This window comes from Streptomyces sp. NPDC050704, from assembly GCF_040654355.1.
GTDB lineage: Bacteria > Actinomycetota > Actinomycetes > Streptomycetales > Streptomycetaceae > Streptomyces.
Window position 1 is genome coordinate 12,634 of record NZ_JBFAHW010000064.1, and the last position, 13,800, is coordinate 26,433.

Consider the following 13,800-nt stretch of genomic DNA (forward strand, 5'->3'; position numbering starts at 1 on the left):
TCGCGTTGTCCTAGACTCACCGGCATGTCAGGCCGAGACCTGTTCTGTCAGCCCCGCCGCTTCGGCCGCGGGGCGGCCCTGACGTTGGTCTTCGCGAGTGTCCTCGCGGCGGGTGCCGCGACCGGCTCGTTCGAGGACTCCGGCCGGAAACCCGCCCCTCCGTCGGGCCGGTCCGCCCAGGCCGGCCACGAGGAGGACGTCGCCGACGCCGCCGCCGAGGCCATGGCCGACGGAAAGTCCCCGGTGGAGGCCGCCGAGCGGGCCGTCAGCCGCAGCGGCGACCGCTGGGGCGCCGTCTACTCCCCGGGCGAGTACGAGGAGTTCGAGGAAGCCCTCGACGGCCAGTACACCGGCGTCGGCCTCTGGGCCCGGCGCGAGCGCGACGGACGGATCGAGGTGACCCGGGTGCAGTCCGGCTCGCCCGCGCAGGCCGCCGGGATCCGCGAGGGCGACCGGCTGCGCAGCGTCGACGGCCGCCGGGTCGACGGCAGGCCCGTCACCGAGGTCGTCTCCTTACTGCGGGGCGACGCCACCGACGCGTCCGCGGGCACCGCCGTCGCGCTCGGCCTGGAGCGCGGCACGCGCGCGTGGAGCGAGACCCTGCACCGCGCGCAGCTGTCCACGGACTCCGTGACCGTGCGCGAGCTCCCCGACGGCATCACCGTGATCAAGGTCGCCTCCTTCACCAAGGGCTCCGGCGACCTCGTACGGTCCGCGGTGGCCCAGGCGCCCGCGGGCACCGGGATCGTCCTCGACCTGCGCGGCAACTCGGGCGGCCTGGTCACCGAAGCCGTCACCGCCGCCTCCGCCTTCCTGGACGGCGGCCTTGTGGCGACTTACGACGTGAACGGCGACCAGCGGGCCCTGCACGCCGATCCCGGCGGCGACACCTCCAGACCCGTGGTCGCGCTCGTCGACGGCGGCACGATGAGCGCGGCCGAGCTCCTCACGGGCGCCCTGCAGGACCGCGGCCGCGCGGTCGTCGTGGGCTCCAGGACCTTCGGCAAGGGCTCGGTCCAGATGCCGAGCAGACTGCCCGACGGCTCGGTCGCCGAGTTGACCGTCGGCCACTACCGCACTCCCTCCGGCCGCAGCGTGGACGGCCGTGGCATCACCCCCGACCTGGAGGTCGAGGAGAGCGCCCTGGAGCGGGCCGAGACCGTACTGAGCGGACTCGGGGCCCCCTCGTCGCCGACCTCGTAATCGGCTTTCCCTCGGACCCCCCTCTAGTGCGAAAATGGCCAGCACTATGAGCAAGGGCATGTACGTACCGAAAGAGTCCCAGCCGAAGCAGGGCGGGGGAGCCTCCGGCAAGGTCAAGGACGGCAAGCGCAAGATCGTCGCGCAGAACAAGAAGGCGCGGCACGACTACGCGATCATCGACACCTACGAGGCCGGACTCGTACTCACCGGCACAGAGGTGAAGTCGCTGCGCCAGGGCCGCGCCTCGCTGGCCGACGGGTTCGTCCAGATCGACGGGGACGAGGCGTGGCTGCACAACGCCCACATCCCCGAGTACAGCCAGGGCAGCTGGACCAACCACACCGCGCGCCGCAAGCGCAAGCTGCTCCTGCACCGCGAGGAGATCGACAAGCTGGCGTCGAAGTCCGAGGAGACGGGGCACACGATCGTGCCGCTCGTCCTGTACTTCAAGGACGGTCGCGCCAAGGCCGAGATCGCGCTCGCCCGGGGCAAGAAGGAGTACGACAAGCGGCAGACCCTGCGGGAGAAGCAGGACCGGCGGGAGTCGGACCGGGCGATCGCGGCCGCCAAGAGGAAGCAGCGGGGTGAGTAGGCGGGCAGCCGCCGGGAAGTAGTCGCCGAGAAGTAGCCGCCGGGAATACGGTGGCATCGGCGTGCGTTGGTCACGTACGATGGCGTCAGTGCCCCACCGAGGGTGCGTGGGTCGAAAGGCCCGGCTTGAAAACACAACATGGGGATGATCGGTTTCGACAGCGGCTGTCGAAGCAGGGGAAGCGAGCCGAGGAAGCGGCAATGATCTCGTTAACCATATGTCGCAACCAATAATCGCCAATTCCAAGAGCGATTCCCAGTCCTTCGCCCTCGCTGCCTAATAAGCAGTGAGTGAAGGACCCTTAATGGGTGTCAGCCCGGGAGTGTTCCCGACCCGGATCCTGGCATAATCTAGGGAACTAAACCATCGGACCCGGTCACGGGGTGCGATTGGGAAATCAAACAGTGACTGAGCCCGTCGGAGACTTGTTCGCGAGATCTCCGGGGCTGAGAAAATCGTAGCGAACTGCGCTCGGAGAAGCCCTGATTCTGCACCGTTGGACGCGGGTTCGATTCCCGCCATCTCCACAATTCCCATGTGAGGCCGAGGCCCCGCTGTTGATGCAGCGGGGCCTTTGTCGTGTCTACGGCCCACCGGTACGCTCGGGCAATCGTGGGGACTCGGTGAGCGGCTCGCAGGCGTACTGTCCATGCGGCGCTTCGTCGGGGATGCTCCTGTGACATGAGCAGACCCGTCAGTAAACCCGTGAGAAGAACCGCGAAGCGTTCCGGGGAGCGCGTCAACTCCCGTACGCACCGGTGGATCTGGCCTGTCGTGATCGGGATCGCGGCGGCCGGGCTCAGTTGGAGCGCGCCGGCCGGGGCGGACTCCGACAACAGTGGGCTGCCGGAGGCCATCGACACGATCCTCGGGGACAGCCGGATGGAGGGCGGGGTCGCGAGCGTCGTGGTCGCCGACGCCGCGAGCGGCGACGTGCTGTACCAGCGGCAGCCCACCACGCGGCTGATGCCCGCCTCCAACACCAAACTGCCCACCTCGGCCGCGGCGATGGAAATCCTCGGCCCCGACCACACGTTCACGACGGATGTCCTGGCGACCGGCAGTCGCAAGGGCTCCGTCCTGAACGGCGATCTGTATCTGCGCGGCACCGGCGACCCGACGGCGCTCGCCAAGGACTACGACGGACTGGCCGCCGACCTGGCCGCGTCGGGCGTCACCCGCGTCAACGGGCGGCTCCTCGCCGACGACACCCGCTTCGACAGCGTGCGGCTGGGCCGGTCCTGGGCCGCGGACGACGAGTCCGCGTACTACTCGGCGCAGATCAGCGCGTTGAGCGTCGCGCCCGACACCGACTACGACACCGGGTCGGTGATCGTCGAGGTCGCGCCGGGCTCGGCGGCGGGGGAGAAGCCCGTCGTCACCGTCACCCCGAAGACGAAGTACGTGGACATCGACGTGCGGGCCACCACCGTCGCCGCGGGCGGGGCGGACGATCTCACCGTCGAGCGGGAGCACGGCACCAACACGATCACCGTCAGCGGTACGACGCCGGTCGGCGGCTCCGGGGCCAAGGAGTGGGTCGCCGTGTGGGAGCCCACCGGGTACGCGGCCGCCGTGTTCCGGGACGCGCTCGCCGCGCACGGGGTGAAGGTCACCGGGCCGACGCGGCTCGGGCGCGGCACGCCGGACAGCGCGCGGCGGCTCGCCTCGCACGACTCCATGCCGCTGAAGGACCTGCTGATCCCGTTCATGAAGCTGTCAAACAACATGCACGCGGAGGTGCTGACCAAGGCCATGGGGTACAAGGTCTCGGGGTCCGGGACCTGGGGCGCCGGGCTCGCCGCCGTCAGCGGCTATCTGAAGGGCGTCGGCGTCGACACGGGCAAGCTGCGGCAGGCGGACGGGTCCGGTCTCTCGCGGATGAACAACATCCCCGCCGGGCAGTTCACCAAGCTGCTGCTCGCCGTGCGGGGCGAGCCCTGGTACGCCGACTGGTACCGGTCCCTGCCGGTGGCCTGCGGTCCGGACCGGTTCGTGGGCGGGACGCTGCGCACCAGGATGTGCGGGACGCCCGCCGCGCTCAACGCCCGTGCCAAGACAGGGTCGTTGACTGGCGCTTCGGGGCTCTCCGGGTACGTCACGGATGCCGGTGGGCGCGAGCTCGTCTACAGCATCGTGCTCAACAACTACCTGGCGTCGTCCGTGAAGCCGTTGGAGGACGCGATCGTGGTGACGCTGGCGAAGTCCACGGCGGACAAGGCGGTCCTCGTGAAGCCGGTGAGCACGCGCGGCGCCGAGCGGGCCGGGGCCGGGGATCTGGAGTGCTCGTGGCGCAAGCCGGCGGAGTGCTGAGCGACTGCTGAGCGAGCACTGAGGTGAGGTGTGGCCCAGGGCGCCCTTTCGGCGCCCTGGGCCGCTGTTCTGTCATGCCGCTGTTCTGTTATGCCGTTATGTCGTTGCGCAGGTCAGCGCAGGTCAGCGCAGGGAGAAGGTCGACAGGCGCAGGCCCTCGCTCAGTACGAGGTACACGTCCTGGCGGCCCTTCGCGGCGGCCGACAGAGAGGCGTTCACCGTCTCGTACGTGTACACCGACCCCGTTCCGGACGCCTTCGCCGTGCCGACGAGCGGGCCGGTCGGTGAGCCGAGCCGTATCTCGACCTGGCCGGCGGCCCCGGCCACCCGCGCGCTGAACTTCGCGGCACCGGAGCCCAGTTGGGCATCGGCGAATTCGAGCCAGGACCCGTTCGCCGTGGAACCCGCCGCGGTGCCGCGGACCTTGGACTCGTCGACCAGTCGCACACCCTGGTAGTCGTCGAAGTTCTCGGCCCGCGTCGGGTGCGAGAGATCCCGGGCCGGAATCGTCTCGCCGCGCACCTTCAGGGACGTACGGGAGCGGATGTCCTCGGAGGACGCGCCCACGAGGACGTCGTAAGTGCCGCTCTCCACCACCCACTTGGAGCGGGTGACGTCCCAGTGCGCCAGGTCCTTCGGCGTGAGCCCCAGTTTGACGGTCTTCGTCTGGCCCGGCTTGAGCGAGACCCGCTGGAAGGCCTCCAGTTGCTTCAGCGGTTGCTTGTCGCGGGATACGCGCTGGTGGGTGTAGAGCTGCACGACCTCGTCGCCAGCGCGCTTGCCGGTGTTGGTGACGGCGACCTCGTATCCGCCGTCGAAGCGCTTCAACTTCCCGTACCGGAAGGAGGAGTACGAGAGTCCGTAGCCGAACTCGTAGAGCGGGTCGCCCTTGAAGTACTGGTACGTGCGGTCGTGCTTGATGTTGTCGTATTCGAGGATGGAGGGGAGGTCGGCCTCCGACTCGTACCAGGTCTGGGTGAGCCGTCCTGCCGGGTTCACGTCGCCGAAGAGGATGTCGGCGAGGGCGTTGCCGGTCTCCTGGCCCGCGTGGGTGGTCCAGAGGAGGGCCGGGACCTCCTTCTGGAGGGCACCGAGGGTGGTCGGGTAGCTGTTCTCGACGACCACGACCGTCTTCGGGTTGGCCGCGCGCACCGCCTTGACCAGGGCTTCCTGGGACGGTGCCAGGCTCATGTCCTCGCGGTCGTCGTTCTCGCGGCCGTTGATCGCCGGCATGGACCCGACCACCACGACCGCCGCGTCCTTGCCCTTCACCGCCGCCACGGCCTCCGCGGTGCCGCTGCGGACGACGTCCTTGGTGTAGTGCGCGGCCTCGGCCTTGGTGACGAGACCGAGTGCGCCGTCTTCGCCGGTCGGGCCGAGGTAGACCGGGTTCGACCACCAGGGCTCCCGGGTCTCGTAGCCCGCGTAGCGGAGCAGGTACGTGCCGTCGGGCTGCTCCTCCAGCGCGAACTGCTGCTGGACGAACCAACCGTTCGGCTGGGCCTGGTCGTTGACGAAGTTCGACCAGTTGTAGCCGACGTACTTGCCGTTCGCGGCGGAGCGGAGGGTGACGATGCCGGCGCCCCAGTCGAAGACGTCGAACTGGGCGGCCGCCGCGTCGGACGAGGTGGCACTCTCCTGCAGGGCCTCCCCGTCGGCGTCCGTGCCCGCCGTCACGTACTCCCCGGTCTCCGCGTTCTTGAGCGCGATCCGGTCCACGCCTTCGTTGCTGGTCACGGGCGTGCCGAGCCGGTCGGAGATGCCCTCGGCGGGCGTGACGGCGTACGGGAGTGTGCCCGAGTACCAGTCGGTGTAGAGGGTGTCGGCGAGCGGGCCGACGACCGCCACGTCCTGGGACGCGGAGGCCTTCAGGGGCAGGGTGCCGCCCGAGTTCTTCAGCAGCACCGCCGCGTCGGCCGCGGCCTTCCGGGCCAGCTTCTGATGGGCCGGGCTGTTGATGACGGACTTGTCGATGGACCCGTACTTTCCGCCGCCCGGGTCGAACTCGCCCAACCTGACCCGGACGTTCAGGATGTGACCGGCCGCCTTGTCGACGTCCGACTCCTTCAACAGGCCTGTGGAGACAGCGGACTTGACGGCGGTGGTGGTCGGAACGGAGTTCGCGTCGTCCGTCGTGAAGCTGTCGATGCCCGCCTTCAGCGTGGCCGCGTTCCCCTCGGGCAGGGTGTCGTAGTACTTCTGACTGCCGGTGCCGATCAGGTTGTTGGGCGCGTAGGCGTCGGTGACGTTCAGGAGGTCGTGGGAGGTCCAGGTGCGCACCTCGTCCAGGGCCGGATTGACCGTCGCCGGGCGGCCGTTGACCAGGTTGTACGAGGACATCACGCCGGTCGCCGCGTCCGCCTCGATCGCCGGTTTGAAGGCCTGCTCCTCGTACTCCTTCAGGACCCGTGGGCGCAGGTCGGACGAGGTGGTGGTGCGGTCGGCCTCGTTGTTGTTGCCGAGGAAGTGCTTGAGCGTGGGCGCCGTCTTGAGGTGGTCGGGGTCGCCGCCGGTCAGGCCGGTGCCGTACGCGATCGCCATCGAGCTCGTGAGGAACGGGTCCTCGGAGTAGCCCTCCTCGTTGCGGCCCCAGCGCGGGTCGCGCAGCGGATTGACCACGGGCGCCCACAGGTTGAGGCCCCAGCCGGCCGGGCGCTCCTGCTGGAAGCCGCGCGCCTCGTCGCCGACCGCCGAGCCGATCTGCTTCAGCAGGGCCGGGTTCCAGGTCGACGCGAGCCCCACGGCCTGCGGGAAGACGGTGGTCTCGCCGAGCCAGGCGACCCCGTGCAGGGCCTCGGTGCCGGTCTTGAACGACTGGATGCCGAGGCGGGGGATCGCGGGCTGGTGCTGGTGGAGCAGGGAGATCTTCTCGTCGAGGGTCAGGCGGGAGAGGAGGTCGTCCACCCGCCTGTCCACGGCCAGGCGCGGGTCGCGGAAGGGGTACGAGGGCTCGTCGGCCCCCGCCGGTACGGTGGCGCCGAGGCCGGCGATCAGGGCCAGCGCCAGGACGAGCGTGGTTCTCGGGCTTCTCAGCCGTCCCGGGTTCCTCAGCCGTCCCGGGTTTCTCAGTCGGCTCGGGTCTCTCGGTCGGTTCGGTCTTCTCCCGCTCTTCTTGCCTGTCATGTCACGGCTCCTTCGGTTAGGGCCTTGCATGGTCAGGGGCGTGGCATCGTGCTCGCCCGCACGGTCAGCCGCGGCGGCAGCAGCGTGGCCTCCGGTACGGTCGCCGCGCCGCCCAGCTTCTTCATCAGCAGCTCCACCGCCCCGGCGCCCACTTCGGCGGCCGGTATGGCGATCGAGGTGACGGGGACGCGGGCGCGCTCGGCGACCTCGTCCGGACAGATCGCCGTGACCGACAGGTCACCCGGGACCCGTAGACCGAGCCCCTCGAACGCGTCGATCAGCGGCTCCAGGATCGGCTCGTTGTGCACCACGACACCGGTCAACGCGGGCCGCTCCCGCAGGAGTTGCTCGGCGACCTGGCGGGCCGCCGCGGGCGCCGCCTCGCACGGGTGGACCGAGGAGGACAGCCCGTTCCGGTGGGCCGCGGCGGTGAAGCCCTGGACCACGCGCTGGGCGAACCCGGTCTCGCGTACGTACACCTCGGGCGGTGACCCGACGAGCCCGATCACCCGGTGACCGAGCCCGGCCAGATGCTCGACGCACAGCTCGCCCGCCGCCCTGAAGTCCAGGTCTATGCAGGTCAGCCCCTCGGGCTCCTGGGGGAACCCGATCATCACCGAGGGCCGGTCCAGCGCGCGCAGCAACGGCAGCCGGGGGTCGTGGAGCTGGACGTCCATCACGATCAGCGCGTCGACCAGCGCGGTGTCCGCGACCCGCCGCAGCCCCGCGTCACCCTCCTCCTGCGTCAGCAGCAGCACGTCGTGGTCGTACCGACGGGCGGCGGTCACCACGGACACCGCGAACTGCATGACGACCGGTACGTGGATGCCGGCCCGTAAGGGGATCACCAGCGCCAGCACGTTCGACCTGCTGCTCGCCAGGGCGCGGGCCCCGGCGTGCGGGCGGTAGCCGAGCTGGTGGATGGACTCCTCGATGCGCTGCCGGGTCTCCTCGGAGATCGGGCGCTTGCCGCTGAGCGCGTACGAGACGGTGCTGGGGGAGACCCCGGCATGCCGTGCCACATCGGTGATCTTGACCATCAGCCCAGCTCCACCGTCAGGAATCCGGTGCCGGCCTTCGCCCGCACCTCACGCCCGCCCGAGGCCAGTCCCCAGGGTGCCGAGGGATCGCTGCAGGAAGCCCGCAGCGTGTCCCCTTCGCGGACGACGGTGAAGGTCACGTCGCCCACCGGCACGGTCACCTGGGCGCCGTGATCGAGCCCGTACGCGTGCAGGGTGACCCCGTCGGCGTACGCGTAGTCGGGTCGGTCGTCCACGGCGCCCACCGGGATCACCGCACCCGGCCTGACGAGCAGCGGCACGCTGGAGAAGCCGTGCTTCTCGCGCACCCAGCGCGGCCCGGTGACCGGCTCCCCGCTCAGCAGGTGGGTCCAGGTGCCCTCGGGGACGTAGTACGAGACGTCTCCCTCGTCGGAGAACACGGGCGCGACCAGCAGATCGGGGCCGAGCATGTACTGCCGCTCCAGATGCGCGCACCCGGGGTCGTCCGGGAACTCCAGGACCATCGCGCGCATCATCGGCACGCCCTCGGCGTGCGCGGTGCGGGCGGCCTCGTACAGGTAGGGCATGAGGCGCAGCTTCAGCTTGGTGAAGAGACGCAGGACGTCCACGGCCTCCTCGTCGAAGAGCCACGGCACGCGGTAGGAGGAGCTGCCGTGCAGCCTGCTGTGCGAGGACAGCAGGCCGAAGGCGATCCACCGTTTGAAGAGGGCGGGCGTCGGCGTGCCCTCGAAGCCGCCGATGTCGTGGCTCCAGTAGCCGAAGCCGGACAGGCCGAGGGAGAGCCCGCCGCGCAGCGACTCGGCCATCGACTCGTACGTCGCCTCGCAGTCGCCGCCCCAGTGCACCGGGAACTTCTGGCTGCCGGCGGTCGCCGAGCGGGCGAACACGACGGCCTCCTCCTCGCCGCGGTGCTTGCGCAGCACGTCGAAGACCGTGCGGTTGTACAGGTACGTGTAGTAGTTGTGCATCCGCTCGGGGTCGCCGCCGTCCGCGTACGCGACGTCGACCGGGACCCGCTCCCCGAAGTCGGTCTTGAAGCAGTCGACGCCCTGCGCGAGCAGCGCCTCCAGCTTCGACGCGTACCAGTCGCGGGCCGCCTCGCTGGTGAAGTCGACCAGCGCCATCCCCGGCTGCCACAGGTCCCACTGCCAGACACCGCCGTCCGGCCGCTTCAGCAGATGCCCGAGGGCCTTGCCCTCCGCGAAGAGGGGCGAGCGCTGCGCGATGTACGGGTTGATCCACACGGAGATGTGCAGCCCGCGGTCCTTGAGGCGGGCCAGCATCCCCTCCGGGTCGGGGAAGACCCGCGGATCCCACTCGAAGTCGCACCAGTTGAACTCCCGCATCCAGAAGCAGTCGAAGTGGAAGACGGAGAGCGGGAGTTCGCGTTCCTTCATGCCGTCGATGAAGGAGCTGACGGTGGTCTCGTCGTACGAGGTGGTGAAGGACGTGGACAGCCACAGCCCGAACGACCAGGCGGGCGGCAGCGCCGGGCGGCCGGTGAGTGCCGTGTACTTGCGCAGGATGTCCTTCGGGGTCGGCCCGTAGATGACGTAGTACGTCAACTGCTGTGTCTCGGCGCTGAACTGAACCCTGGACACCGCCTCCGAGCCGACCTCGAACGACACCCGGCCCGGATGGTCGACGAAGACGCCGTAGCCCGCGTCCGTCAGATAGAACGGCACGTTCTTGTACGCCTGTTCGGTGGCCGTGCCGCCGTCGGCGTTCCACATGTCGACGACCTGGCCGTTCTTGACCAGCGGTCCGAAACGCTCGCCGAGCCCGAAGACCTGTGTGCCCACACCGAGGTTCAGCTGCTCGCGCAGATAGTGGCCGCCGGTGCCGGCGTCCCGCATGATGCCCATGCCCTTGGGGCCGCTGGAGGTGAGGGTGCGGCCGTCCGCGAGGAAGTCGACGTGCCAGGGGCCGGTGCGGCTCACCCTGACGGACAGGGCGCCCGCGGTGAGGGTCGCGGACTCCTCGTCGTACCCGGTGTGCGCCGTGAACTCCTCTTTGGTCAGCTCGAATTGAGGGCCGTTCGCCTCCTCGCCGTCGAAGTGCGTGAACGTGACGCCGATGACGTCCGGCATCGGCGCGTGTGCGCTGATCGTCACGACCGGTCCCTTCAGCAGGTCGCCGCGGTGGCGGATGGGCTGGGTCGGCGCATGGATCTCCAGGACGCCGGGCCCGTCGGTCACATCGAGGACCTCGACCGGGTGGGCTGCGGTCACGCCCTCGCGCAGCAGCCAGTAGCCATCGGTGAACTTCACTCCCGTACCCCTTACTCGACTACCGCTACTTGACTGTCACTACTTGACGGCACCCACGGCGATGCCGCGGGTGAGGGTCCGCTGGAAGACGAGGAAGAAGACGATGGCGGGCAGCACGCCGAGGAGGGCGGCCGCGTTCGTCATCGTGGCGTCCATCAGGCGCTGGCCCTGGAGCACGCCGAGCGCCACCGACACGGTCTGGTTGTCGTTGGAGATCAGCATGACCAGCGGCAGCAGGAACTCGTTCCAGGTCCAGATGAAGAAGAAGACGAGCAGCACGCCGATGGTCGGGCGGCTGACCGGGACCACGATCCGCCACAGCACCTGCCACTTGTTGGCCCCGTCGATCCGCGCGGCCTCGATGATCTCGCGCGGGAACTGGCCGAGGACGGACGAGAGGAGGTACGTGCCGAAGGCGGCCTGGATCACGGTGAAGACGATGATCACGCTCAACCTGGTGTCGTACAGGCCGGCTTCCTTGCTCAGGTAGTAGACCGGGTAGACCAGTGCCTCCTGCGGCAGCATGTTCGCAAGCACGAAGAAGGCGAGCACCCAGGTGCGGCCCTTGATGCGGCCGATGCCGATCGCGTAAGCGTTGAGCACGGACAGCACGACGGCCAGCAGGGCCACACTGCCGCTGATCAGTACGGAGTTGATCAGCTTCTGCCCGAAGTCGACGCGCTCCCAGAAGTCCTTCAGACCGTCCAGGTAGAGCCCCTCGGGGAGGCTGAGCGGGCCGTTCGCCGAGTACTCGGCGGGCGACTTCACCGCGTTGACCGCGACGATCAGGAAGGGCAGGACCATGAACAGGGCCCCGATGATCAGGGCGACGAGGACGGGATAGCGGCGTAGGGCGGTCATCTGCGGATCCCTTCCTCGGCGTCCTCGGCACGCGTCTGGAGCTTGAGGCCGAGCACGGCGAGCGCCAGGATGATCACGGTCAGCACGGTCGAGATCGCGGCCCCGTAACCGACCTGGGTCTTCTCGAAGAAGGTGGTGAAGGAGAAGTACGAGGGGACGTTGGTCGCCCCGCCCGGGCCGCCCTTCGTGAGGACGTACACCGCGCCGAAGACCTTGAGCGCGGCGATCGTGCACCAGAGGAGGACGACGTAGATCTCGGGCCGGATCTGGGGGAGGGTGACGTGCCAGAACCTCCGCCACCAGCCGGCGCCGTCCAGCTCGGCGGCCTCGTACAGCTGCGGATCGACGCGTTGCAGCCCCGCCATGAAGATGACGAGGGGGAAGCCGAGCTGCACCCACACCATCACGCCCATCACGCTGTAGAGCGCGATGTCGGGGTCGCCGAGCCAGTCCTGCTGGAGGCTGCCGAGCCCGATGGCCTTGAGGAGCTCGTTCAGGGAGCCGTTCTCGGGCGCGAGGATCCAGCTCCACACGATGCCCGCGACCGCGATGGGCAGCACCTGCGGGAGATAGAAGCAGGCGCGCAGCACGGCGGCCGTCTTCGTGCCGAAGTGCTTGCCGACGAAGTCGAACAGGGCGGCCGCGAGGACCAGGCCGAGCGTCGTCGGCACCAGCGCCATCGCCAGGACCATGAAGAGGCTGTGCCGGAAGGACGCCCAGAACTCCGAATCACCCATCAGCTCCCGGTAGTTGGCGAGCCCGGTCCACTTCGGGGTGCCGACGCCCTGCCAGTCGGTGAAGCTCACGCCCGTGTTCATCAGGAACGGCACGATGATGATCGTGAAGAAGGCGAGGATGCCGGGCAGCAGGAACAGGGTGTACGAGTCGCGGGGGCGGCGCGGGCTCTTCGCGTGCTCGGGCTTTTTGGTGACCCGGCCGCCCCGTTCGACGGTGACCGTCATGTCTTCGGTACGCCCTTGTCGTACGCCTCCTGCACGGCGTCGAGGTAGGCGTCCGGCTTCGCGCTCCCCGTCATCAGCTTCTGCGTCTCGGAGACGAGGACGTCGTAGAAGCCGGGAACGGGCCAGTCGGGATAGAAGGCCAGTCCGTCCCGCTCGGAGAGCGTGTTGAAGTCGGCGATGAGCGCCTTGGACCGCGGGTCGGTGATGGCGGCGGGGTCGGCCGCCACCGGGACTCCGCCCTTGTTGCCCAGCATGTTCTGGATCTTCTTCGACATGGTGATGTCGATGAAGTCGTACGCCAGCTCCTTGTTCTTGGCGCCCTTGGGGACGACCCAGAGGTTGCCGCCGGAGCCGAGGGTCATGTCCGAGTCGGGCCAGAGGGCGGTGCCCCAGTCGAACTTGTTCTCCGCGGCGAACCGGCCGTACCACCAGCTGCCGGAGAACAGGATCGGGCTCTTGCCCTGGATGAAGGAGACTCCGGCGTCCTCCGCCTTCGTACTCGTGGAGTCCTTGCTGATGTAGCCCTTCTTCACCCAGTCCGTGAAGGTCTCGGCGCCGTACGTCCAGGCGGCGTCGTGGAAGTCGGTCTTGCCCTTGTAGAGCTCGTACGAGTCCACCCAGGCGCGGTCGGCCTTCGACAGCGCCAGCTGGTACAGGTACTGGTGGGCCATGTACTCGGCGCCCGCGTTGGCCAGCGGGGTGACGCCCGCGTCGACGAACTTGTCCATGGCGGCGGTGAGTTCGGCGAACGTGGTGGGTTCCGGGACCTTGTGCTTCTTGAACAGGTCCTTGTTGTAGAACACCATCGTGTACTCGGCGTAGTTGGGGATTCCGAACCACTTCCCGGAACCCATCACGCCGTTGGTGTCGTACTGGCTGGTGGTCCGCACCCCGGAGCTGAGCTTCTTGTCCCAGCCGCGCTTGGTGGCCTCGGCGGTCAGATCGGTGAGAAGCCCCTGCTTGGAGAGCAGACCGGCCGTCGCGTTGCCCTTGTTGTACTCCATGAGGTCGGGCGCGTCGCCCGAGTTGAGGACCATCGGGGCGGTCTTCTGGATCTGTTCGAAGCCCTTCTCCTCGAACTTCACCTCGACGCCCGGATGCGTCTTCTCGAACTCCTTGATGGCCGCGTTCCAGGCCACGCCCATCGCGCTGTCCGGACCCTCGTAGTGCCACAGCTTCAGCGTCTTGCCGTCTGATCCACCGCTGTCCGAGTCGCCGCAGGAGGCCAGGAGCAGCGTTCCGCTCAGGGCGGCCGCCGCCATCGCCGTCGCACGCCTTCGTGCCGTCAACATCCAGTGCCTCCATGGGAGTCGGATGGCTCGCTGTCCCGGTGAGTCATGCTTGTCACGCTCACCGGCCGTGCTCGTCACGCTCGCCGTGGGGGTCGTCACGCGGTGTTCATCGAATCGTTTCGATGCGCGACGTCGAAGCGCTTCGACGAGCGAAGGTATGTG

At 68.8% G+C, this 13,800-nt stretch carries 9 protein-coding genes and 1 other RNA gene; 4 read left to right on the plus strand and 6 right to left on the minus strand.

The window, feature by feature from the left end:
• Window positions 1-24: 24 nt before the first annotated feature.
• The 4 genes from AB0I18_RS31740 to dacB all read left to right on the plus strand — a co-directional run bounded on the left by AB0I18_RS31740 (window position 25) and on the right by dacB (window position 4,108).
• Window positions 25-1,203 (plus strand): S41 family peptidase, encoded by a 1,179-nt coding sequence (locus AB0I18_RS31740; protein ID WP_363109073.1) that lies wholly within the window; start codon window positions 25-27, stop codon window positions 1,201-1,203.
• A 58-nt stretch (window positions 1,204-1,261) separates the two neighbouring features.
• Window positions 1,262-1,795 carry an SsrA-binding protein SmpB gene (smpB, locus tag AB0I18_RS31745; RefSeq protein WP_363109107.1) on the plus strand — a complete coding sequence of 178 codons (534 nt, stop codon included), beginning with the start codon at window positions 1,262-1,264 and terminating at the stop codon, window positions 1,793-1,795.
• 140 nt (window positions 1,796-1,935) lie between these two features.
• Window positions 1,936-2,325, plus strand: a transfer-messenger RNA (tmRNA) gene (gene ssrA / locus AB0I18_RS31750).
• A 175-nt stretch (window positions 2,326-2,500) separates the two neighbouring features.
• Window positions 2,501-4,108 (plus strand): D-alanyl-D-alanine carboxypeptidase/D-alanyl-D-alanine-endopeptidase, encoded by a 1,608-nt coding sequence (gene dacB, locus AB0I18_RS31755; RefSeq protein WP_363109074.1) that lies wholly within the window; start codon window positions 2,501-2,503, stop codon window positions 4,106-4,108.
• Between the two features lie 123 nt (window positions 4,109-4,231).
• On the opposite strand, the gene AB0I18_RS31760 is transcribed toward dacB, so the two are convergent.
• The 6 genes from AB0I18_RS31760 to AB0I18_RS31785 are packed head-to-tail and all read right to left on the minus strand — an operon-like array spanning window position 4,232 to window position 13,638.
• Window positions 4,232-7,231: a glycoside hydrolase family 3 C-terminal domain-containing protein gene (locus AB0I18_RS31760; RefSeq protein ID WP_363109075.1), complete on the minus strand. Its 3,000-nt coding sequence runs from the start codon at window positions 7,229-7,231 to the stop codon at window positions 4,232-4,234.
• A 32-nt stretch (window positions 7,232-7,263) separates the two neighbouring features.
• Window positions 7,264-8,271: a LacI family DNA-binding transcriptional regulator gene (locus AB0I18_RS31765; protein ID WP_363109076.1), complete on the minus strand. Its 1,008-nt coding sequence runs from the start codon at window positions 8,269-8,271 to the stop codon at window positions 7,264-7,266.
• A complete protein-coding gene (gene yicI / locus AB0I18_RS31770) occupies window positions 8,271-10,523 on the minus strand; it encodes an alpha-xylosidase (RefSeq protein WP_363109077.1) in 2,253 nt (750 codons plus the stop codon). The genes AB0I18_RS31765 and yicI overlap by 1 nt, the downstream gene beginning before the upstream one ends.
• 39 nt (window positions 10,524-10,562) lie before the next feature.
• Window positions 10,563-11,384: a carbohydrate ABC transporter permease gene (locus AB0I18_RS31775; protein WP_363109078.1), complete on the minus strand. Its 822-nt coding sequence runs from the start codon at window positions 11,382-11,384 to the stop codon at window positions 10,563-10,565.
• Entirely contained in the window at window positions 11,381-12,346 is a 966-nt protein-coding gene (locus AB0I18_RS31780; protein WP_363109079.1) for a sugar ABC transporter permease, read from the minus strand. Before AB0I18_RS31780 ends, AB0I18_RS31775 begins: the two co-directional genes overlap by 4 nt.
• The gene (locus tag AB0I18_RS31785) at window positions 12,343-13,638 is read right to left on the minus strand and encodes an extracellular solute-binding protein (protein WP_363109080.1); all 1,296 of its coding nucleotides are present in this window, start codon (window positions 13,636-13,638) and stop codon (window positions 12,343-12,345) included. Before AB0I18_RS31785 ends, AB0I18_RS31780 begins: the two co-directional genes overlap by 4 nt.
• Between the last annotated feature and the right edge of the window lie 162 nt (window positions 13,639-13,800).

What these genes read in the sequence shown, in the direction of transcription:
- AB0I18_RS31740 (WP_363109073.1), top strand. Translation starts at nt 25, where the DNA reads ATGTCAGGCCGAGACCTGTTCTGTCAGCCCCGCCGCTTCGGCCGCGGG.
- smpB (WP_363109107.1), top strand. Translation starts at nt 1,262, where the DNA reads ATGTACGTACCGAAAGAGTCCCAGCCGAAGCAGGGCGGGGGAGCCTCC.
- AB0I18_RS31760 (WP_363109075.1), bottom strand. Translation starts at nt 7,231, where the DNA reads ATGACAGGCAAGAAGAGCGGGAGAAGACCGAACCGACCGAGAGACCCG.
- AB0I18_RS31765 (WP_363109076.1), bottom strand. Translation starts at nt 8,271, where the DNA reads ATGGTCAAGATCACCGATGTGGCACGGCATGCCGGGGTCTCCCCCAGC.
- AB0I18_RS31775 (WP_363109078.1), bottom strand. Translation starts at nt 11,384, where the DNA reads ATGACCGCCCTACGCCGCTATCCCGTCCTCGTCGCCCTGATCATCGGG.
- AB0I18_RS31780 (WP_363109079.1), bottom strand. Translation starts at nt 12,346, where the DNA reads ATGACGGTCACCGTCGAACGGGGCGGCCGGGTCACCAAAAAGCCCGAG.
- AB0I18_RS31785 (WP_363109080.1), bottom strand. Translation starts at nt 13,638, where the DNA reads ATGTTGACGGCACGAAGGCGTGCGACGGCGATGGCGGCGGCCGCCCTG.